This window comes from Cellulosilyticum lentocellum DSM 5427, assembly GCF_000178835.2.
GTDB lineage: Bacteria > Bacillota > Clostridia > Lachnospirales > Cellulosilyticaceae > Cellulosilyticum > Cellulosilyticum lentocellum.
In genome coordinates, this window is the sequence record NC_015275.1 from 3,962,428 (window position 1) to 3,984,164 (window position 21,737).

At 34.0% G+C, this 21,737-nt stretch carries 16 protein-coding genes and 1 other annotated feature; of the genes, 6 read left to right on the plus strand and 10 right to left on the minus strand.

Translation table 11 applies throughout. The annotated features are described in order from the left end of the window. The first annotated feature begins 106 nt into the window (after positions 1 to 106). On the plus strand, positions 107 to 1,561 hold the full coding sequence (gene cls / locus CLOLE_RS18260; protein WP_013658597.1) for a cardiolipin synthase: 1,455 nt from the start codon (positions 107 to 109) through the stop codon (positions 1,559 to 1,561). 89 nt (positions 1,562 to 1,650) lie between these two features. On the opposite strand, the gene CLOLE_RS18265 is transcribed toward cls, so the two are convergent. Genes CLOLE_RS18265 through CLOLE_RS18275 form a run of 3 tightly spaced genes read right to left on the minus strand, consistent with a single transcriptional unit; the run spans position 1,651 to position 5,302 of the window. Further along, a complete protein-coding gene (locus tag CLOLE_RS18265; protein WP_013658598.1) occupies positions 1,651 to 3,060 on the minus strand; it encodes a DUF342 domain-containing protein in 1,410 nt (469 codons plus the stop codon). 40 nt (positions 3,061 to 3,100) lie between these two features. Then, positions 3,101 to 3,835: a lysophospholipid acyltransferase family protein gene (locus tag CLOLE_RS18270; RefSeq protein ID WP_013658599.1), complete on the minus strand. Its 735-nt coding sequence runs from the start codon at positions 3,833 to 3,835 to the stop codon at positions 3,101 to 3,103. Between the two features lie 12 nt (positions 3,836 to 3,847). Then, positions 3,848 to 5,302, minus strand: a complete 1,455-nt coding sequence (locus CLOLE_RS18275) for a nicotinate phosphoribosyltransferase (protein ID WP_013658600.1) — start codon at positions 5,300 to 5,302, stop codon at positions 3,848 to 3,850. A gap of 133 nt (positions 5,303 to 5,435) precedes the next feature. Between CLOLE_RS18275 and CLOLE_RS18280 the strand changes: the two genes are divergently transcribed. The 3 genes from CLOLE_RS18280 to CLOLE_RS18290 all read left to right on the plus strand — a co-directional run bounded on the left by CLOLE_RS18280 (position 5,436) and on the right by CLOLE_RS18290 (position 8,706). Continuing rightward, entirely contained in the window at positions 5,436 to 6,386 is a 951-nt protein-coding gene (locus tag CLOLE_RS18280) for a DMT family transporter (protein WP_013658601.1), read from the plus strand. Positions 6,387 to 6,646: 260 nt separating this feature from the next. Continuing rightward, on the plus strand, positions 6,647 to 7,375 hold the full coding sequence (locus CLOLE_RS18285; protein ID WP_013658602.1) for a LytR/AlgR family response regulator transcription factor: 729 nt from the start codon (positions 6,647 to 6,649) through the stop codon (positions 7,373 to 7,375). Continuing rightward, positions 7,372 to 8,706 (plus strand): ATP-binding protein, encoded by a 1,335-nt coding sequence (locus tag CLOLE_RS18290; protein ID WP_013658603.1) that lies wholly within the window; start codon positions 7,372 to 7,374, stop codon positions 8,704 to 8,706. Before CLOLE_RS18285 ends, CLOLE_RS18290 begins: the two co-directional genes overlap by 4 nt. Here the strand turns inward: CLOLE_RS18290 and CLOLE_RS18295 are convergent. Together CLOLE_RS18295 and CLOLE_RS18300 are read right to left on the minus strand one after the other, a co-directional pair. Further along, positions 8,701 to 9,066, minus strand: coding sequence for a response regulator (locus CLOLE_RS18295; RefSeq protein ID WP_013658604.1), 366 nt, complete (start codon positions 9,064 to 9,066; stop codon positions 8,701 to 8,703). The genes CLOLE_RS18290 and CLOLE_RS18295 overlap by 6 nt on opposite strands. 169 nt (positions 9,067 to 9,235) lie before the next feature. Further along, complete coding sequence (locus tag CLOLE_RS18300) at positions 9,236 to 9,739, minus strand: hypothetical protein (RefSeq protein WP_013658605.1); 504 nt, start codon at positions 9,737 to 9,739, stop codon at positions 9,236 to 9,238. Between the two features lie 188 nt (positions 9,740 to 9,927). Further along, positions 9,928 to 10,174: a binding site (T-box leader), on the plus strand. Between the two features lie 74 nt (positions 10,175 to 10,248). On the opposite strand from CLOLE_RS18300, the gene ileS reads away from it, so the two are divergent. Then, complete coding sequence (ileS, locus tag CLOLE_RS18305) at positions 10,249 to 13,380, plus strand: isoleucine--tRNA ligase (RefSeq protein ID WP_013658606.1); 3,132 nt, start codon at positions 10,249 to 10,251, stop codon at positions 13,378 to 13,380. Positions 13,381 to 13,439: 59 nt separating this feature from the next. Here ileS and CLOLE_RS18310 read toward each other — a convergent pair whose 3' ends face one another. Beyond that, entirely contained in the window at positions 13,440 to 13,943 is a 504-nt protein-coding gene (locus CLOLE_RS18310; RefSeq protein ID WP_013658607.1) for a hypothetical protein, read from the minus strand. Between the two features lie 260 nt (positions 13,944 to 14,203). On the opposite strand from CLOLE_RS18310, the gene CLOLE_RS18315 reads away from it, so the two are divergent. Beyond that, a complete protein-coding gene (locus tag CLOLE_RS18315) occupies positions 14,204 to 15,895 on the plus strand; it encodes a methyl-accepting chemotaxis protein (RefSeq protein ID WP_013658608.1) in 1,692 nt (563 codons plus the stop codon). An 87-nt stretch (positions 15,896 to 15,982) separates the two neighbouring features. Here CLOLE_RS18315 and CLOLE_RS18320 read toward each other — a convergent pair whose 3' ends face one another. The 4 genes from CLOLE_RS18320 to hemL form a co-directional block, all read right to left on the minus strand. Then, complete coding sequence (locus CLOLE_RS18320; RefSeq protein ID WP_013658609.1) at positions 15,983 to 17,512, minus strand: methyl-accepting chemotaxis protein; 1,530 nt, start codon at positions 17,510 to 17,512, stop codon at positions 15,983 to 15,985. Positions 17,513 to 17,538: 26 nt separating this feature from the next. Further along, positions 17,539 to 19,104: a class I adenylate-forming enzyme family protein gene (locus tag CLOLE_RS18325; protein ID WP_013658610.1), complete on the minus strand. Its 1,566-nt coding sequence runs from the start codon at positions 19,102 to 19,104 to the stop codon at positions 17,539 to 17,541. Positions 19,105 to 19,160: 56 nt separating this feature from the next. Further along, positions 19,161 to 20,123 carry a 3-oxoacyl-[acyl-carrier-protein] synthase III C-terminal domain-containing protein gene (locus CLOLE_RS18330; RefSeq protein ID WP_013658611.1) on the minus strand — a complete coding sequence of 321 codons (963 nt, stop codon included), beginning with the start codon at positions 20,121 to 20,123 and terminating at the stop codon, positions 19,161 to 19,163. Positions 20,124 to 20,414: 291 nt separating this feature from the next. Further along, positions 20,415 to 21,722 (minus strand): glutamate-1-semialdehyde 2,1-aminomutase, encoded by a 1,308-nt coding sequence (hemL, locus tag CLOLE_RS18335; protein ID WP_013658612.1) that lies wholly within the window; start codon positions 21,720 to 21,722, stop codon positions 20,415 to 20,417. Positions 21,723 to 21,737 lie beyond the last annotated feature (15 nt).

Below are 21,737 nucleotides of genomic sequence, written 5' to 3' on the forward strand. Positions count from 1 at the left end.
AAAGTAAAAACCGTTCGTGATTTATTTTCTAATTTTTCTATTTTTTCATCTTATTTTTATTTTAACTGCGTATAATAGAAAATATATTGATTAAGGCGGTGCAAAAATGTCATTTTTACTTTCCGGTTTCGGCTGGTTTGATATTTTCCTTTTTATTAATATTTTACTTGTTTTATCTGTTGTATTTCTTGAGCACAAAAATGCCAGCGCAACTTGGGCTTGGATCATGATTATGCTTTTTGTACCTATTGTCGGATTCATTCTTTATCTACTTATAGGGCAAGATTTACGAAAGCGAAAAACCTTTAGTAAAAAGGAGGAAGAAGATAATTTCCTAGCTCTCATTCATCGTCAACAAGCTGTTTTTGACTTTAATTTAGGGGCTTACTCTAACCCCCTTATTACTTCTTACAAGGATTTGATTCATTTACATTTAAGCGGACATGAAGCTCTTTATACAGAAGATAATGAAATAGAACTATTTACTGATGGCTGCAGCTTATTTAAAAACCTTTTTAAAGCTATTAATAATGCCAAGAGCTATGTACATATTGAATCCTACATTATTAGAGATGATGGACTAGGTAACCTTTTTAAAGACTTACTTATAAAAAAAGCTAATGAAGGTATTAAAGTCTTTGTTTTATACGATGAAATGGGATGCTTCGGTAATTCGCGCAAATTCTTTGGTGAAATGCGAAAAGTTGGTATAAAGGTAAGTTGTTTCTTTCGTTCTTATATTCCTTTTATAAAAAAACGTGCTAATTACCGTAACCACAGAAAACTTTGTATTATTGATGGTGAGGTTGCTTACTTAGGTGGCTTTAATATTGGGAACGAATATATCGGACTTAATAAGAAATTTGGTTATTGGCGAGATACTCATATGAAATTAACGGGTAGCAGTGTACATCTTATTAATTTACAATTTCTATTAGACCGTAGATTTGCAACAGGTGAAAATCTATCCTTAGAAGCTTATATTCCTTCTGAAGTTGTCACTTCTTCAGGCCATGTAGGTATGCAAATTGTATCTAGTGGTCCTGACTCAAAATACGCTAGTATTCATAATGGCTACATCAAAATGATTCATTCTGCTAAACAATCTGTTTACATTCAAACGCCCTACTTTATTCCTGATGATGGTATTATGACTGCCTTGAAATTAGCTGCTTTATCTGGTAAGGATGTTCGTATCATGATTCCTAATAAACCAGACCATATGTGCGTTTATTGGGCTACTTATTCACATATAGGAGAACTTTTAGAAAGCGGTGTACGTTGTTTCACCTATGAAAATGGTTTTCTTCATGCTAAAACCATAGTAGTCGATGAAGAAATTTGTTCTGTTGGTACAGCTAATTTTGATATCCGTAGCTTTAAACTTAATTTTGAAATTAATGGTTTTATTTATAATAAAGGAATCTCACAAAAACTCGCAGAAATTTTCAAGCAGGACTTAAAACTTTGTGAGGAACTCACACTTGAAAAGTACAAAAATCGTTCCTTAGTCATTAAATTTAAAGAGTCTATCTCTAGACTCATTTCTCCAATTTTATAAACTAATTACACCTGTTTCTTTATAATAAATCAAATAAAAGAGTAGCTATGACAGCCTCCTTATGTCATAGCTACTCTTTTAAACGCTATTTATATCCCTATGTATATTTCGCCTTCCACTCGTCTTATAACACATCTTACATAACGATCATCAATATACTTAATGAGGCTTCCTATCTCAACCTTTACTCCTGGGTAAACGGAATCAGTTGCTTTGATAAGCCCTTCTTTAACTTCACTTAATCTAATGCCTAGTTTGGTATACTTGGCTTTTAGTTCTTCATATTCTTCTACTAAAGGTTGCCTAGAACTTGTAAGCTTTTGAAGCATGGCTTGTTTTTGTACGTCAAGTTTTGTTACCTTATTTTTCTCTAATAAGAATTTAATGCTTTGATCTATCTTATTAAGGTTCTCTGTTTTACGTTTTAATTCTTCACCAATTTCTTTATGTTCCTTGTAAATAGTGGGTGAAACGCCTATTTGTATAGCAGTAACTGTACCCATAGGTGAACCAATACTCCTTGCAATAATCATATTTGTTGCAGAAACACTGCCTCCAACGATAGTGCCTTTTCCTGTTTCTACTTTAATACTATCTCCTGCATTGACTTTAGAGTGTAGTATAGCCTCTGTAATAACATTTCCATCAGCTTCTACTTGTACATTTTGTAAGAACTTAGCTACGACATTGCCTCCTGCTATAATCTTACTACGTTCTGTTCCTTGCATGCCATAGCTTAAGAATACATTACCACCTGCTATAATAGTTGCATCATCTACAGAGCCTCTTATTTCTACAGAGCCTCCTGCTTTAATTCTAAAGCCGCTATGTACATTTCCATTAATAACAACACTACCTACAAAGTCAACATTACCAATACCACTATCTAAATCCCCATTTAAAGTATATACCGTGTTTATATAAACATTATGATCATCATACTCTAATTTTCCATCTACATCAGCCACCAAAGTAAGTCCATCTTCTAATATGGCTGTATTTCTTCCTTTTGGTATTCTAGCTTCCTTACCTTTCTTAGCTTTAATATTCTGCCCTATAATATTAAAACCATCTTCTCCTTGAGTAGCAGGAATTTTAACAGCTAGTATATCACCTTTTTTGACATTCCTTACTACATCTAAATTTCTAAAGTCTACTGTTCCATCATCATTTAAACGAGGTTTAAACTCCTTTAAGCTTGCTGTGTCAAATTTAAACTCAATGCTACCATCACTACCATCCACAGCCGCTTTTCCCTTTGCAATAATGTACTTGTAATTATACTGCCTTTCTTTACAAATAGTATTAATCAGTTCTTCATCAAGTCCTGCCGCTATTCCCTTTGTAGAAATAGCCCCTCTTATATCATTTTCACTCAGTCTATTCCCACCATTTTTAGGTTCTTCAAACCACATAACACCTAACATCTTATCCTTAGACATTTCTACATTAACTACTTCACGTACTGCTTGGTTCATTTCATTGTTCTCTGTCATCATAAACCTTCCCCCTCACCCGCTATGCCTTTATCAAAAAAAATCACTTTTCTTGCTCTATTAATTCTTGTAACAGGCCTTTAACGCATTCCTCAACTTGCTTCGGTAGTTTTTGCTGTCCTTCTTTGTCTAAATGTTTAGTCTCTATAATAGGTCCAATGTTCATCTGTACTTTCGTTTTCTTTACTCTCTTATATTCTTCAAACACCTTGTCCGTATGACGAAATGCAATTGGTACTATAGGTACTCCTGTCTTTGTTGCTAACCTAAAACTGCCTTCTTTAAAAGGTTTCATCTCATCTCCCATGGTTCTTGTCCCTTCTGGGAAAAGAATAATAGACTGACCAGACTTTAATTCACTGATTCCTTTTAATATACATTCTAAGGACTGTCTTTTATCTTCCCTATCAATATAAATACAACCCAAGGCATCAAACCATTTATTAATAAGGGGCATTTTAGCTACTTCTTTCTTACCTATAAAAATACAAGGTTCTTTTATCGTATTAACAAGCAGCACCGTATCAAAAATACTACTATGATTGGCAACGTACAAGGCTGGACCTTGCTTAGGTAAGTTCTCTTCACCTTTAATGCTTATCTCCATACTAGCTCCTTTAATCATATCTCTAGTAAGTTGCTTCATCAAATGATAAATTTTTTCTCTGCTGGTTTTAACGTCATGCTTTTTATTACCATAGCCATACTCTTTACGCGCTTTTCTACCGATAATATCCATCTTTACCATAGCGCCTAAAACTCTTGTACTTTCTAGCATCTCACTCCCCCCTTAATCCCTTTTGTAATTTTCTAGCATTTTTTCTCTTAAGGCATAAAGTTTATCTGATAATACTACTTGCATAATTTGAGGATTAACAAGACGCTTATATTCCTCCCATAAGGTATCCAGTTCCTCTTTAGCATAAGCTTTAATACTCATGGTATTTGGACTTTCATATACTTTTTGACCAGCTTTAAAAACAGGTACTAAAAGTTCTCTTAAAGTATAGCTATTAGCTCTTAGCTTAATCTTTTTCCATCTAGCATTAGCAGCATACAAAATCAGTTCTTCTTCTTCATTAAATTGTTCATGTTCTAAAGCTATAATATCAGCTGTAACCTTCTTAGTTGCCTTGTCATAAACTCTAACGACCTTTTTCACACCTGGATTGGTTACTTTTTCTGGGTTATCTGAAATTTTAATTTTAGGAATCTCCTCACCATCCTTATGAAGCTCAGCTGCTAATTTATAAATGCCTCCAAAAGATGGGCAATCTGAAGAAGTAATCATATTAGTTCCTACACCCCATAAGGTAATTTGTGCGCCTTGTCTCTTAAGATCTGCAATAAGCATCTCGTCTAAGTCACAAGATGCACTAATAATGGCATCTTTATATCCCGCTGCGTCTAGCATCGCCCTAGCTTTCTTAGAGAGGTAAGCAAGGTCACCACTATCTAATCTAATACCATAGAAAGTCATTGGTAGTCCTTCTTTTTTCATTTCATCAAACACCTTAATAGCATTAGGTACTCCTGATTCTAATGTATCATACGTGTCTACTAGTAAAATGCACTTTTCAGGAAAAAGCTTTGCATAAGCTCTAAAAGCTTCTATCTCTTCATCAAAGCTCATTACCCAGCTATGAGCATGTGTCCCTGAAACAGGTACATCAAACATTTGTCCTGTAAGAACATTAGAAGTACCAGCACATCCTCCAATAATAGCCGCCCTAGCTCCATAAATACCAGCATCAGGTCCCTGAGCACGACGAAGGCCAAACTCTAAGACAGGGTCACCTTCTGCTGCTTTCACTACTCTGGCGGCTTTAGTTGCAATCAGACTTTGATGGTTAATAATATTTAAAAGTGCTGTTTCCACAAATTGAGCTTCAAAGATAGGTGCTTTTACTCTAAGAAGTGGTTCCATAGGGAAAACAACTGTTCCTTCTGGAATAGCATATATATCACCTGTAAATCTAAAGCCTCTTAAATACTCTAAAAAATCCTTTTGAAATAAATTAAGGCTATCTAAATATTTAATATCAGCATCATTAAAGTTTAGATTTTGGATATAATCAATAGCTTGTTCTAGTCCTGCACAAATAGCATAGCCATTCTTAGATGGATTACTTCTATAAAAGAGGTCGAATACTACCTCATGATTATTCGTATCATTTTTATAATAACCTTGCATCATTGTGAGCTGATATAAATCCGTTAATAAGGTTAAATTTCTCTTTTCCATTTTGCAATCTCCTATCTTTGACTTTCTCATACTGTTTAACTATAATGTTATCTTATACATCTATTATAACATAATTTCTGAATCATATAATTTATTATAAATAAATTTTAACATTTATCCAAAGGAGTTCTATATGCTAAAAAATAAAACTAAATCACAGCTTATTTTAATAACTTCATTAATAGCTGTATTTTGTAATCTATTATGGGGAAGTGCTTTCCCTGCTCTTAAAATTGTATATGCTCAGATGGGCATTGCGAGTAGTGACTTAGGTGGTACGATTACTTTTATTAGCCTACGTTTCTTCTTAGCTGGCCTTATCCTATTTGTATTCGGCCTTCTAACCCATGCTCCACTTTTTAAAATAAACAAAAAGCAGCTCTTACTTATTACTATTTTAGGGGTATTTAACACCACTTTGCAATATTTTTTCTTTAATATAGGCGTAAATAATACCCCAGGGATAAAAGCTTCTATTTTGGGACAAGTAGGAATATTCTTTTCTGTAATATTAGCTCATTTCATTTATAAAGATGATAAGCTCAATTTAAGAAAAATACTAGGTCTTACTTTAGGTTTTCTAGGATTAATTCTCATTAACTTAAATAAAAGTAGCGAAGGCTTTTTACAGTTTAGATTATTAGGTGAAGGTTTTATGATTTTTTCTGGCCTTGTAAGTACTCTAGCCATGTTCTTAGCTAAGCGAATTGGCAAAGAACTTCCGTCCATTGTCTATACCTCGTGGCAAATGCTTATAGGCGCCAGTTTGCTCTTTATAGTAGGTCATTTCATGGGTGGTAATGTACGTAGTCTTCATTTTACTTCAACAGGCATTATACTCCTCTTCTACCTAGCATTGCTCTCAAGTGTTGCCTTCTGCCTCTGGTACTATATTTTGCAATTTAGAAAAATCGGTGAAATTTCACTTTATAAATTTGTAGTACCTGTGTCGGGAACTGTTCTCACTGCCTTATTTATTCCAACAGAAAAGCTTCTACCTGTCCACATTATAGCCCTCCTACTTGTTGCCCTAGGCATTATTATTGTCAATAAGAAGTCACAAAAAACAGCCTCATCTAAGTAATCCATCTTAGATGAGGCTGTTTTTTGTGCTTTAGGTTTGGGGGGTTCTAAAACACTTGCTCTGTAGATATAGTTCGACAATCCCTTTACTTAACAAATAGGTAATGTCTCCTTATCCGTAGTTAAATTGTAAAATTATTCTTTGTTTTTCACAAGTTTTTTTGCACAAACGGTCAAAATATTACTTAAACGGTAGAAAAGTCAAAAAATAAGGTGCTATAATAATTTCAAAATAATATTCAATGATAGGGGGAATTTATTTTGCATTTTGCTATTATAGATGATTTAGAAGCTGACCGTTTAAAGCTTTCTAATGCTTTGAACCGTTATCTAACAGAACAAGCTATATTACTAGACAATCCTATTGTAGAATATGAAAATGGCGAAAGTTTTTTAGCTGACTTTGCTCAAGTCTCCTTTGATATTATCTTTATTGATATGTATATGAACGGTATAACTGGACTTGAAGTAGCTAAAAAAATTCGCGAGACGGATGAGGAATGTCATATTATTTTCACCACCACAAGTCGTGATTTTGCTATTGATAGTTACACAGTTAGTGCTTCCTATTACCTTTTAAAACCCTATTCTTATGAAATGTTAGCCAAAGCTCTTTCGACCTGCAAGATAGCTCAAATCTTAGCTAACCGCTATATCACATTAAATGATACACCAATTTTACTAAGAGATATTGTTTATACTGACTTTCACAACCGACATTTATATATTTATTTAAAAAACCAACAAGTATTAACCTTTCGCATCACTTTAGAGGAATTCTTTCCTAAACTCCTGAACTATCCTAACTTTAGATGCTGCAATCGTGGTTCTGTTGTGAATTTAGATGAAGTTGCAAGGCTAGAGGACTGTGATTTTGTTATGCAAACGGGTGCACGTATTCCTATTAGTCGTCGTCATTTTGCTGAATTAAGAACTTATTACTTCAATTACTTATTTTATAAGGTTCGAGAACAGGATGTGATGAGATGATAATAACTAACTTCAGTACTTGGGAGATCATTGTTTATTCTCTTATTAATTTTTTACCTTATTTATTTCTAGTTTTATTGCCCTTTAAAGATAGTTTTCGTTATTCTACAATAATTACGGTTATACTTGCTATCTTGCTATCTTTTATTCAAATAGGCATGGGAATTTGGGCTACTCTGTTTAGGCCTTCAAATATAGGAATCATCTCCATGAGCTGCGTAATCATTTATGCTACCTTTTTCTTAGTTGCTGTAAAAACTTCTTTTGGTAAAATGGCATTTGTTCTTTTTATCATTTGTAATTACGCTCATTTTGTAGTTATTAGCTCTAAGTATTTTGAAAGATTATTTTTCCCCAATTTAGCTATGCAAACTTATCGTTGGTCGTTTTCCTTAACTATGCTTCTTGTTCAGATGATTACCTTACCATGGCTAAGTTGGTTTTTTAATTCTAAAATTCGCCCAGTAGTTAACCATCATAGCATTAGAAATATCTGGTGGTATTTATGGCTTATTCCTGCCACCTTTTATATGACAGGATATTATGGTATTTATATGGCAGATCAAGCAACTCCTAATGTACAACTTGCAATGCGCTTAGACAATGTACTATTTCTACTTTTTATTAATTTAGGTGCCTTACTTGTTTACTATATGGTAGTCCTACTTATTAATGAAACTGAAGATAATTTACGATTAAAAATAGAAAATCATCATCTTACTATGCAAAGCTTACAATATGAAAGTCTTAAAGACCGTATGGAGGAAACGCGTAGAGCAAAACACGATTTACGTCAGCATCTTGCTTTTATAGGTATATGCATCGAAGAACAAAATTGGAATAAATTGCGAGATTACTTAAGCGACTATATGCGTATACTCCCATCTGATACTCCTGTATCTTTTTGTTCTCACTATGCTGTAAACTCAGTTATTTCCTACTATGCTCAGCTAGCAGAAGAAAAACAAATTAAATTCTCAGCACAACTTAACATTCCTTCAGAAATAAATATTGCTGACCCTGATTTAATAGTAGTATTTGGTAATCTTCTAGAAAATGCTTATGATGCTTGTAAAACACAAGAAAGAAATCATAATTTTATTGTCATTAAAGGCGGTTTACAAAACGTTAATACCTTTGTCCTTACTATTGATAATTCCTGTGAAACAGAATTATCAATAGCAGAAGATATTGGTATTTATTCTACTAAGCATCCTGGTATAGGAACTGGTACTTTGTCTGTAAAAAATATTGCTCAGCGTTATAAAGGTATTGCCACCTTTGATGTCAAGGAAGGTGTTTTCCATGCATCAGTATTACTTCATTTATGAAGTAAGCTCACACTTTTTCAGTGCTTGTGCCAGAGTTTCTTCACTAATAGGCTTTTTCAAAAAATATTTAGCTTGTACATCATAGGAACGAATAGCAAAATCTAAATCACTACACCAAAGTAGCTTTATATCTGGCTTCATATGACGTACTCTATCTACTACTTCTAGGCTAAAGGTTCCATCTTGTGCTATCACCACAAGCTCAAAATTTTCTTTTTTCAAAGCATCTAAAACTGATACATAATCTTCAAACTCACTTATCTGAACAACTAACTTATATGCTTCATAATATTTTAGTATTTGCTTGCAAAGTTGTCTGCGTTCCTCAATCTCTTCGTCATATAACAAAATTCTTATCATGAGCTCCTCCTTATTCCTAATAATCTCTATTGTATATAACGTAGATTGTAAAACCCCCCTACTTCTTTTACAATAATTCTTGCTTAAACGGTTAAAATGTTACTTAAATGGTAGCTTTTAATAGAAAAGCTATACCCCTGTTTAGATTAAGTGTAGCTTTTCTATTTTATTAACGGCAACAGAATGCATTTTCACAGAATAAAATTTCGCCTCTAACTACTTCTCCTCCTATATTAATGCCTGCTGTATTAATAGGGGCTGAATAAGCAAAGAACATGGCTGCTGTGCCTCTTGCACATACTATAGGACTTGCCTCTACAACCATTTCAAAACGGCAGCAGCCATCATCTGAAGTCACGCAAAAGACACATAAAAACCCATTTTCATCTCCTGTAAAAAACATCAGGTCATTGGAATTAAATTTTCTCCTTCTATCAAAATTAACTATGTTAACTTCTCCCTCAAATCTATCTTCTCTTCTAAATATACGAATTTTAAAATCTACTTGTTCAGTATCAGTTACATTACATCCAACACTAGGTACACCAATACTATCCACGGTGCCAAAACCTCTTACAACTTCTACTCTCCTTACAGATCGGCTACTTTCTCTGCAATCTGTACTTCTGCTTCTCCTTCTACCAGATGAGCAATCACTACTCTCACAACTCATGTTAGCTTCTCCTTTTCAGATTTACTCCTTATATTATATGTTAACTTTTCTAATATGTTTACTTTATAAGCTTCTATATACTTATTTAACGCTCTTTTTCAACTTATTTCTTAACTACAAATTTTGTGTTTTGCCTTTACAAACTCTATTTTTAAATTTATAATATTACTATTAATTTTTATATGTTACCAAACACAATGAAAAGGACTAGTACTATTTTTGATGCGTCAAAGCGAGTGGGGTTGGTGAAAGCCCATACGATAGAAAATACGAAAAATCACCTTGGAGTGGCAGACCGAACCTAAATCTTTGATTGAAGTAGGCTCTGACGGTTTCCTACCGTTACCGTAAGGAAAGGTATAACGAGCGGCCTTTATAGAAGGCAAATCAGGTGGTACCGCGGAAGATGACTTATAGTGCTCTTTCGTCCTGTTGATGGATGAAGGAGCTTTTTTGATGCTCTAAAATCCAAAACCTTTATTTTATACAATTTATTTAGGAGGATGACTATGTATAAGAAAGTCGACACTGCCCTTAACTTTGTAGACAGAGAGCTTGAAGTCTTAGAGTTTTGGAAGAAAAATAACGTATTTGAAGAATCAATTAAATCCAGAGAAGGCGGTCCTATATTCACATTTTATGATGGACCACCTACAGCTAATGGTAAACCTCACATTGGACATATCTTAACTCGTACAATGAAAGATATTATGCCACGTTATAAAACCATGAAAGGCTATAAAGTACTTCGTAAAGCTGGTTGGGATACTCATGGTCTTCCAGTAGAACTTGAAGTAGAAAAACTCCTTGGTATCAGTGGCAAACCACAAATTGAAGAATATGGTATTGAACCTTTCATCTCTAAATGCAAAGAAAGTGTTTGGAAATATCAAAGTGAATGGGAAAAGATGTCTGACCGTGTAGGCTATTGGGTAGATATGGAGCATCCATATGTGACTTATGATAACAACTACATCGAATCCGTATGGTGGTCACTTCGTCAAATTTGGGACAAAGACCTTATTTACAAAGGTCACAAAATCGTACCTTACTGCCCACGTTGTGGAACATCTCTTTCTTCCCACGAAGTAGCACAAGGTTATAAAGATATTAAGGATCAAACAGCTACATGTAAATTTAAAGTGGTAGGTGAAGATAACACTTACCTTTTAGCTTGGACAACAACACCTTGGACACTTCCATCAAACGTTGCTCTTTGTGTGAACCCAGAACACACTTACGTAAGAGCTAACTTTGAAGGTGCTACTTACATTTTAGCTGAAGCTTTAGTGGAAGCAGTTCTTGGCACAGAAGGCGTAGAAATCACAGAAAAATTTGCAGGTAAAGAATTATGTGGCACAGAATATGAACCACTCTTTACATGTGCTAAAGTAGATAAAAAAGCATTCTACGTAGTAGCTGATAACTACGTAACCCTTACAGATGGTACAGGTATCGTACACACTGCTCCAGCATTTGGTGAAGATGATGCTAGAGTAGGACGTGCAAATGGCCTCCCATTTGTACAACTTGTTAACGAACAAGGTTACTTTACAGAAGAATTCATAGCTCAGTTCCCTCAGCTTAAAGATGTATTCGTTAAAAATGCAGATCCAGAAATTCTTAAATATTTAAAGGAACAAGGCACTTTATTTAAAGCCATGCCTCATACACATAGCTACCCACACTGCTGGAGATGTGATACACCACTTCTTTACTATGCACGTGACACATGGTTCATTGAAATGACTAAAGTACGTGATCGTTTAGTAGCTAACAACAAAACAGTAAACTGGATGCCTGAATCAATTGGTGAAGGTCGTTTTGGCAACTTCCTTGAAGGTGTTATTGACTGGGGTCTTTCTCGTTCAAGATACTGGGGTACTCCACTTCCAATTTGGGAATGCAAATGTGGTCACAAACACTTAATCGGAAGCATCGAAGAACTTAAATCAATGAGCTCTGACTGCCCAGACAATATCGAACTTCACAAACCATATATTGACAACGTTCACCTTAACTGTCCAGAGTGTGGCAGCACTATGACAAGAGTATCTGATGTTATCGACTGCTGGTATGATAGTGGTTCAATGCCATTTGCACAACTTCACTATCCATTTGAAAACAAAGAAGTATTTGAAGAAAACTTCCCAGCTGACTTCATCTCAGAAGCTGTTGACCAAACTCGTGGATGGTTCTATACCCTAATGGCTATCTCTACACTTATCTTTGATAAAGCACCATACAAAAATGTTATCATTCTTGGTCACGTAGGTGATAAAGATGGGGTTAAAATGAGTAAGCACAAAGGTAATGTAGTAGACCCTTGGTCAGTTCTTGATGTGCAAGGTGCTGATGCTGTTCGTTGGTACTTCTACTCTGCTTCTGCTCCATGGCTTCCAAGCAGATTTGCTGGTGAAAACGTAAGTGAATCTCAACGTAAATTCATGGGTACTTTCTGGAACACTTATGCGTTCTATGTACTTTACGCAAACATTGATGAGTTTGATCCAACTAAGTACGAACTTAAATATGATACATTAAACATGATGGATAAATGGGTACTTTCTAAACTTCATACACTTGTAAAATCAGTAGATGAAGACCTTGAAAACTACCGCATCTTTGAAGCTGCTCGTGATATGCAAGACTTCATTGATGAAGTATCTAACTGGTATGTACGTCGCTCTCGTGAGAGATTCTGGCAAAGTGACATGCCACAAGACAAGATTAACGCTTACAAGACACTTCATACTGTACTTGTAACACTTGCAAAACTTGCGGCACCATTTACACCATTTATGGCAGAGCAAATTTATCAAAACCTTGTAAAATCAGTAGATGCTAATGCTCCAGCTAGTGTTCACTTATGTGACTTCCCAGTATATAATGAAGCTATGATTAACAAGGAACTTGAAAAATATATGAATGAAGTTCTTGAAATCGTAGTTCTTGGACGTAGCTGCCGTAATGAAAGTGGTATCAAAAACCGTCAACCAATTGGTACACTTTATGTAGGTGCTACAGAAGTTCTTCCTCAGGAGTTCATCGATATCGTAGCTGAAGAATTGAATGTGAAACACGTAGAATTCACTACAGAAGCTGCTGAATATATTTCTTATAGCTTCAAACCACAAATGCGTACGCTAGGGCCAAAATACGGTAAAATGCTAAATAGCATTAGAACTGCTCTTGCAGAACTTGATGGAACAGCTGCTATGGCTGAGCTTAATGAAACAGGCATTCTTAAACTTACAATTGAAGGTTCTGAAATCGAACTTACTAAAGAAGACCTCTTAATTAGTACAGCTCAAAAAGAAGGTTATGTAGCTGCTGCAGATAAAGGTTATACTGTAGTAATCGATACAAACCTCACAGAAGAACTCCTTGAGGAAGGTTTCGTACGTGAAATCATCTCTAAGATTCAAACAATGAGAAAAGAAGCTGACTTTGAAGTTCAAGATCACATCCAAGTTGCTTACACAGGTAACGACAAAGTAGCTTCTATCATGGCTAAAAATGCTGACTACATTGCCTCTGAGGTACTTGCTAACAGCGTAATAGCAGGCTCAGTAGAAGGCTACACTAAAGATTGGAAAATCAATGGTGAAGAAGTTAATTTCTCTGTAAAGAAAGCATAATTAATACTATTTTGAGTATAAAAAAGAGTGTTTCATTCGATTAATGAAACACTCTTTTTCTATAAGCTCAGCCCTTTTGCCTGTACTTTAATATTGGTCATTTTCTTATCGTACGCTTTACTCTTTGTGCTAAATAATATATATGACATGCATATTATTTGATATGCCATACCGAAGACAAAACTCCATGCATAAATCTTAATATATAATATTTCATGATTTAGAAGAAGAACTATAGAACCTATTGGTAGGATTATAAAACTAAATATACCGCCCACAATAGGTAAAATGGCTATTCTTCTGTTTCCATTCTTTAATGCCATCGCAAATATTACAACCATAACAGTAGCACCAATTCCTTCAAATGCTTCTTTTGTTTCATTTGCTAGCTCTAATAATACCATAATTTCTATGCCACAAAGAATAACTCTACTAGCTATCCATATATACATTAATATAGAAATTACTTTTCTAATCTGTGAAAACTCTACATCTGCTAAAACTTCTTGCTCTACTATCTTCTTAATATTATATTGTATCGCTTTTTCTTTTTGCTTTCTCATAAATCCCCCCTATTATTAATAAAATATTATTTATTTACAGAATATTATAACACATGTTCCACTAATAAATAGATTATCTAAACGAATAAGTGTAATATTATTCTTGTTCTAACATTAAATTCTATAAAATTTTGATATAATTTACTATTCACTTTGATATTTAATTAACATTTTTATGATTTTTTCATCTATATATTTCCTAATTTATATTGTAGTATATTTTTAGTGACTTAAATTTAGAATTTAGAAAGGATCTACATATGAAACTCAAGATACGTGGAAAAATTTATAGAGTTGTATTACCTGCATTTATTTTGCTAGCTTTTATTTTAACAGGTATGGTAATTATTGTATCTACTAATCATATCAACGATAAAATGGAGCATAGTATGACTACTAATATTAGCTACTACACAGATATGATGAACCTACAACACGATGGGGATTATCATACTGATGGGCAAACCTTATATAAAGGTGATGATAATTTACAAGAAACCTCTCTTTTAAACAAACTTAAAGCTAGTACAGATTTTGAGTATACATTATTTTTGGGTGATACTCGCTTAATTACGACTATTCAAAGCGATACACCTTTAGTGGGTACAAAAGCCGAAGATAAAATTATTGAAGCTGTGCTTAATAAAGGAGAAATAACCTACTCTGATGTCACAATTAATGAACGCCCTTTTGCAGCTTACTATGAACCTATCAAAGATAGTAACGGCCAAAATATTGGTATGCTTTTTATAGGACAGGACACGACACCTTATACTGAAGAAATGGCAAGTCTCAGCATTAAGTGCATCACCATCAGTATAGTGGTATGTATAATTGCCTTAATAGCCATTGCTATTGTTATCAATTCTATTAGTACGGCTATTGATAAAACTGTAAAGCAACTTTACCGTCTAAGTGAAAAAGATTTTTCCTTTTCTATTGATCCTAAGCTTCTAGCTCGTGGTGATGAGGTTGGTATGCTTTCTCAAGGTATGAAGGCCATGCAAGAAAATATTATTGCCATCTTAACAGAAGTTAGTCATTTGGCTCATACAGTTAGTGAATCTTCAAGAGTACTTTCTAGTAACTCACATCATATAGCTACTCACTCTGAAAAGGTTGTAGCTTCCTCTCAAGAAATTACTGTTAGCACTACCACTCAAGCTGAAGACTTAGTCCAAATCGATCAAGCTGTAGGTACTTTATCTAATAGTTTAGAATCTATGACTACTTCTATGATTAATATTAATGATAGTTCAAGAGAAATTGGGCATATTTCTAATTCTAGTAAAGCTGAAATGGAAGAAGTAACAGCTTCTATTCACAACTTTAATGAGGATTTCAAAATTTATGCACACGAAATCCAAGGATTCAAGCAGCGTGTGAATACAATCAACCAAATTACTGATGCTATTGAAAGCATTGCAAAACAAACTAATCTCTTAGCTCTAAACGCTGCTATTGAAGCCGCTCGTGCAGGTGAAGCCGGTAAAGGTTTTTCTGTAGTTGCAGAAGAAATTCGCACTCTAGCAGAGCAAAGCCAAACTTCTGCGCAAAACATTACATCTATTATTGCCTCTTTATCAGAAGATACGACTAAATTAGTGGAAGGTACCATAACTATTAATGCTTCTCTTAATGAACAAACCCAAAATATTGAACATAGTATAGATGTATTCCAAAATATTGTAGCCGCTGTTAATCATATTATTCCTCAGATTCAGGCAGTGAAAGAAGATACATCTACCGTTAATGAACAAAATACTACTATCCGTAGTAAAATTAACAATTCCTCTTGTATTGCTCAAAACATCTCTGCTGCTTGTGAAGAAGTTACTTCTTCTACAGAAGAAATTAATGTGGTCATTGAAGAATTAGAACAAACTGCAGAAGAGCTAGAGCAAATGACACATCAACTTTCAAAGCAGATTCACTCCTTTAAACTTTCCTAAAGTAGAATAGTTAGGACTTTCACCTAAAAATAAAGGGATGCTACATCATTAATTAAATTAATGATGTAGCATCCCTTTATTTTTACACTATTCTTCTAAAACGCTATTAATCTCCCTAACCACTTCATCAAGATCATCTATCTGAATACCAATTTGTTCAATAGCTTTTCTATTTTCCTCTATTAAGTCTGCAATATTTTGTACTCTACCCACCTGCTCTTCAATGCTACTAATAACATCATTATTATATTCAACTACTTGATTTGTATGAGTAACTTGCTCTTTGGTAAGTTCATCTATATGATCTACCCTCTCGTCTGAATCTTGTAATTTTAATACCATAGAACTAAGCATCTCTGCTGTTTCACAAGTTAGCTTGTTTTGTTCTTGTATTTGTTCTACATTTTTTGCCATTAGACTTTCTACTAATGTAGTGTCCTTTTTAATCTCCTTAACTACTTCATTCACATTTTGAAGTGATTGTGCCGTATTCTCAGATAATTTCTTGACTTGCTCTGCTACAACTGCAAAGCCACGTCCCTCTTCTCCTGCCCTTGCCGCTTCTATCGAAGCATTTAGTGCTAAAAGATTTGTTTCTTCTGCTATATTTTCTATAAGCCTTAGAAGCTCATCTATTTTCTTCACCTTATCATCTAAAATTTGTATAACCTCTAATGTATGGGTTGTCGCTTTCTCTATAGTTACACTAATATTAAGTACATGATTAAGTGCTTTCCCATTTTTATCTGAAATCTCTACAATTTCTTTTGATATGCTTCTAGTCTCTTTCATCCTATCCGAAATATTTTCAACCTTATCTTTTAAGATTGAGAGATTCTGGTTACTACCCTTAGATTTTTCTAGCATTTGATCATTATCACCAACAATATGTTCACTAACACTACTCATTTCTTCCATAGAAGCATTTTCTTCCTGTACGATACATATTAAAGTATTAGAGGCATCTTGGAGCTTCGTCATAAGTACATTCACCTTACTAATAATTAATGTAAGTCGTTCTGTATTCTGATTCATCAATTCTTGTCCTACATTAGCCAGTATGTGACCTGAGAAATAATTACTTATTACAGCCCCTGAAGCGCCTAATGCTAATACCAGTATCCTGGCAATCCATTCATCCACACTTGATGCTGCTTGTAGAGCTTCTAATGAATGAGTAAAAAAGAATATTAGAATAATAACTACATATAAAATTGTACACTTCAAAGTAAGTTTATAATCTTGAAATACGCCAATAACCATTAAGAAAAATACAAAAATCACCCACATTAACTGACAAGGCATCACATTAATAATAAAAGCATAATTAATTATACAAATGGCAGAAACAGAATATTTTAAAATATTGTAATTTCTTATCAAAATTTCATCAGTGACAAATATTTTTTTATACACCCACATGAACCCTATAATTTCAAAGATGCAAACTATAATAAATGCTCCAAATGCCCATCTAGGTACTGAATGATATAGTCCAAATATCATACACATAGCACATGCTAACATAGCTGAAAAAATAGCTATAATTGATATAAAGTAAATCTCTTTTGCTACCTTCTTTTTATAAAATTCTAAAGTATTAAATTGATTGTTCATTCTTCTCCTCCCATTCTTCTTTGACTTTAAATTGTTTGTACTAACTTAAATTTTTGTATCTTACCACTTCCTGTAGCAGGAAATGCTTCTACAACCCTAATATATTTAGGTCTTTTACCTTTTGATAGATGTTTGTCTATAAATTTCTCTATTTCTTCTATAAGTTCTCCTTGCTTCAATGCTTGACCTATTTCATCTAAAACAATAAATGCAGCTATTTCTTGCCCCATAATATCATCAGGAATCCCCACCACTACAACATCTTTAATTCTTGAATATTGCCTAAGACTCCTTTCTATATCAGCAGGAGAAATATTTTCTCCTCCCCTAATAATAATGTCCTTCTTTCTTCCAGTAATCTTTAAATAACCTTCTTCGTCTAATGACCCTAAATCTCCTGTATGCATCCAGTCATTTATAATGACTTGGTTAGTCGCTTCTTGATTTTTATAGTACCCATGCATAAAATATTTTGACTTTATTAATATTTCTCCTTGTGTATGTATCGGTACCTCTTGAAGTTGATCATCAACAATCTTTATTTCTACTCCTTCTATTGATCTTCCTACTGTTGTCTTAACTTTTTCAATAGGGTCCCCTATTCTTATTTGAGTATAGCCACAAGCTTCCGATTGTCCATATAAAGGCATAATATTTCGCATATTCATCTTGGTTATAATATCTTCCATTGTTTCTTCATCACAATAAGATCCTGCTATCATTCCCTTATCTAGATATTTAAATTTTCTATCCCCCATTTTATTTAAAATCAATTTAAACATAGTAGGTACCCCATGAAAACATGTACATTTCTCCTCTTCTAATGCAGTTATTGCATTCTCTGTACTAAATTTGTTCATAATCACTAGGCTCCCACCTATCATGAAGGTTAATAGGCAGGAAAAGAAGCACCCCATTACGTGATACATGGGTAGAGATGAAAATAGTTTGTCCTCACTTGTATAATTAAATAGTTCCCCTACTTTTTTGATATTATTAAGTACCTTATAATGTACTGACATGACTGCTTTTGGCCTTCCTGTTGTCCCTGAAGTATATTGTATGGCTAGAATATCATCATATTTCACTTTTTTCCTAGCCTCATCTAATTCTTTCTCACTAATTAGCTTACCATTTTTTATAAATGTCTTGAAACTTATATGTATTCCTTGTGAGCACTGACCTTGTCTATCAACTAAAACCACTAAATCTAAGCCCATTTCTACTTCGTTGCATCTTATCTTGGTATAAGTGGCTTCATCAGTAATGACAACCCTTGCATCTGCATATTTTATTTCATACAAAATTTCTTCCTCAATATTCTCGTTATTTAAACAAACAGGAACTGCTCCTATATTAATAAGTGCCATAAATATAGCTATCCAAGTAGCACTATTGGGAAACACTAAAGCAACATGAGTTCCCCTCGTGATATTACTACCTATTAAGGCTTTTTCTATCATCTTTGATTTATACAGTAAATCTCTATAGGTATATCTAGTATGCTCGCTTATATCTATAACAGCTATCTTATCTTCATTTTTAATAAGCCTTTCTTGTAAATAATGGCCCCAAGTTTCTTTTATTAACATCAATCTCACCCTTCTAATCTAGTTCTATTTTAGTTCATTGCCTGTTAGTTCATCACTTAATACTTCATTTCTAATACAACATGTTGGGTACCTGCTCCATAAGTCCATAAAAGAAAAGTATCTCCTCTATTAAGCTTTCCTTGCTCAATACCTGCTTTTAATGCAAGTATTGGACTACTTGCTCCTGTGTAACCATACTGATCCCCTATATAAGGTACCTTTTCAGCATCAATCTGACTCATCTCTATATATTTTTGGCAATTAACATATGCAAATTGAGACATACAAATAAGCTTCATATGATCTATCTTTTCTTTATCATATTTCTCCGCAATTAGATTTGCACCCATATCAACTCTCGCATCCAAATTAGGATCTGTATATAAAACTGGATTCGGTTTTGAATATCCATCTTTTGGATAAACAATATTCATTCCCATGGTTTTATCCATGAGAAAATATCTTGATTGTATGCCACTTTCATCATCTCTTTCTAGAACAACCGCACAACCAATATCCCCTAGACATCCAAAGAATGGTGACCCCTTTTCTATATTAAAATTTGAATTGCTATCTCCCTGTACAACTAAAATCTTACTTAAGTTTTCATCTGTCTTAAAATATCTATCTGCCATGTCAAGGGCTACTAACATTCCCGTACAATTCACATTCATATCTAAACAATTAACGGTATCCTTTCCGCCGCCTAAAGCATCAAGAATCATTCTTGCCATCGTAGGAGATACATATTCTGGTGTATGAGATATACAAATAACCATATCAATCTCTTCAATATCTACCTTGTTTTCTTCTATAACTTTTTTAGATGCCTCAATAGCTAATGACAAACTTGTTTGTGTTTCATCAGCTATATATCTTATATCTCTCCCCATAATATCTCTTAAAAAATGTCTGCTTTGTTCTCTATTAGCCTCATCTAATTGATTAAGATAATAATCATTACCTAACTTTATATTTCCTAATGCAATTCCTATGTTCGATGCAATTCTATATCCCACAAATTTTCCTCCAAGTTTCTCTTAATTACTTCTATAATAATACATTTATTTTTAAAAAAGTATAATAATTATCATTTTTGTTTATAGTTATTTATTTAATTATTATCCTTATATTTTAAATATTATATAAAATAACTTAATCTAAAAGAGACTAGTGCTTCTCCACTAGTCCCTTTTAGATTAAGTTATTTTAATGTACTGTATAGTAATAGCATTATTATAAAAAAATCATTACTTTAATCAAAATGAAATTAACAGCTTAATCAACATTGCCCATTGATTAATGGCTTCTCATATTCTTTCCAAATAAATTTTAACCATTTCTAGAGCTTCGTAATTTGCTTTAATGGTTGCTTCTATATCTTCATCAGAATGAGCTGCGGATAAGAACATTCCTTCAAACTGTGCAGGAGGTAATAAAATACCTTTTTCCATCATTTTTTTATAATAAATGGTGAAAAGCTCCGTATCACAGCGCTTTACATCATCATAGTTTTCAATACGACCATTTGCAAAAAACAAACAAACTAGAGAGCCCACACAATTTACTGTGAATTCCAAACCTAGCTTCTCAAGATTCGCTTTAAATCCTTCAGTTAACTTTGTTGCTTTTGTAGCTAATACCTTATATACCTCTTGATTTGTTTTTAGAAGTTCAAGATTCTTTTTCCCCATATACATAGCAAGTGGATTACCTGATAAGGTTCCTGCTTGATAAACGGTCCCAATAGGTGAAACCATGTCCATAATCTCTGACTTACCACCATATGCCCCCACCGGCAAACCAGCTCCAATGATTTTACCAAAGCAAACCATATCTGGTGCAACACCGAAGTATTCTGATGCTCCACCATAGGCGATTCTAAAGCCTGTGATCACTTCATCAAAGATTAGAACCGTCCCCTCCTTACTGCAAAGTTCTCTCAGTCCTTGGAGGAATGCTTTTTTCCCTTCAATTACGCCCATATTGCCTGCTATAGGTTCTACAATTACTGCAGCAATCTCACCCTTATTGGCTTCAAATAATGCATGTACACTTGCTAAATCGTTATAACGTGCAACTAACGTATGTTTGACAACATCCTCTGGTACCCCTGGACTTGTAGGTACGCCATACGTTAATGTACCTGAGCCTGATTGAACTAAAAGTGCATCACTATGTCCATGGTAACATCCTTCAAATTTAAGGATCTTATTACGACCTGTATAACCTCTTGCTACTCTTAGGGCACTCATCGTTGCTTCTGTTCCAGAGTTGACCATACGCACCTTATCTATAGCTGAATAAGCTTCTACCAAAAGCTTTGCCATCTCTACCTCAATAGCTGTTGCCACCCCATAACTGGTTCCTTTAGCTACTACTTCTTCAATACCTTCAACAATTGCTTTAGGGCTATGCCCAAGTAATAATGGTCCCCATGAACAAATATAGTCAATATACGTATTCCCATCTACATCCGTTAGTCTGCTTCCCTCTGCATAATCTGCAAAAATAGGTTCAAGTCCTACTGCTTTAAATGCTCTAACAGGACTATTGACGCCTCCTGGAATATATTTGACCGCCTCTTCATAAAGGATACTGGATTTACTGTGATTCATGGTTTATTCCTCCTG

What these genes read in the sequence shown, in the direction of transcription:
- CLOLE_RS18265 (WP_013658598.1), bottom strand. Translation starts at nt 3,060, where the DNA reads ATGATGACAGAGAACAATGAAATGAACCAAGCAGTACGTGAAGTAGTT.
- CLOLE_RS18320 (WP_013658609.1), bottom strand. Translation starts at nt 17,512, where the DNA reads ATGAACAATCAATTTAATACTTTAGAATTTTATAAAAAGAAGGTAGCA.
- CLOLE_RS18315 (WP_013658608.1), top strand. Translation starts at nt 14,204, where the DNA reads ATGAAACTCAAGATACGTGGAAAAATTTATAGAGTTGTATTACCTGCA.
- ileS (WP_013658606.1), top strand. Translation starts at nt 10,249, where the DNA reads ATGTATAAGAAAGTCGACACTGCCCTTAACTTTGTAGACAGAGAGCTT.
- CLOLE_RS18275 (WP_013658600.1), bottom strand. Translation starts at nt 5,302, where the DNA reads ATGGAAAAGAGAAATTTAACCTTATTAACGGATTTATATCAGCTCACA.
- CLOLE_RS18325 (WP_013658610.1), bottom strand. Translation starts at nt 19,104, where the DNA reads ATGTTAATAAAAGAAACTTGGGGCCATTATTTACAAGAAAGGCTTATT.
- CLOLE_RS18290 (WP_013658603.1), top strand. Translation starts at nt 7,372, where the DNA reads ATGATAATAACTAACTTCAGTACTTGGGAGATCATTGTTTATTCTCTT.
- cls (WP_013658597.1), top strand. Translation starts at nt 107, where the DNA reads ATGTCATTTTTACTTTCCGGTTTCGGCTGGTTTGATATTTTCCTTTTT.
- CLOLE_RS18300 (WP_013658605.1), bottom strand. Translation starts at nt 9,739, where the DNA reads ATGAGTTGTGAGAGTAGTGATTGCTCATCTGGTAGAAGGAGAAGCAGA.
- CLOLE_RS18310 (WP_013658607.1), bottom strand. Translation starts at nt 13,943, where the DNA reads ATGAGAAAGCAAAAAGAAAAAGCGATACAATATAATATTAAGAAGATA.
- CLOLE_RS18270 (WP_013658599.1), bottom strand. Translation starts at nt 3,835, where the DNA reads ATGCTAGAAAGTACAAGAGTTTTAGGCGCTATGGTAAAGATGGATATT.
- CLOLE_RS18280 (WP_013658601.1), top strand. Translation starts at nt 5,436, where the DNA reads ATGCTAAAAAATAAAACTAAATCACAGCTTATTTTAATAACTTCATTA.
- hemL (WP_013658612.1), bottom strand. Translation starts at nt 21,722, where the DNA reads ATGAATCACAGTAAATCCAGTATCCTTTATGAAGAGGCGGTCAAATAT.
- CLOLE_RS18295 (WP_013658604.1), bottom strand. Translation starts at nt 9,066, where the DNA reads ATGATAAGAATTTTGTTATATGACGAAGAGATTGAGGAACGCAGACAA.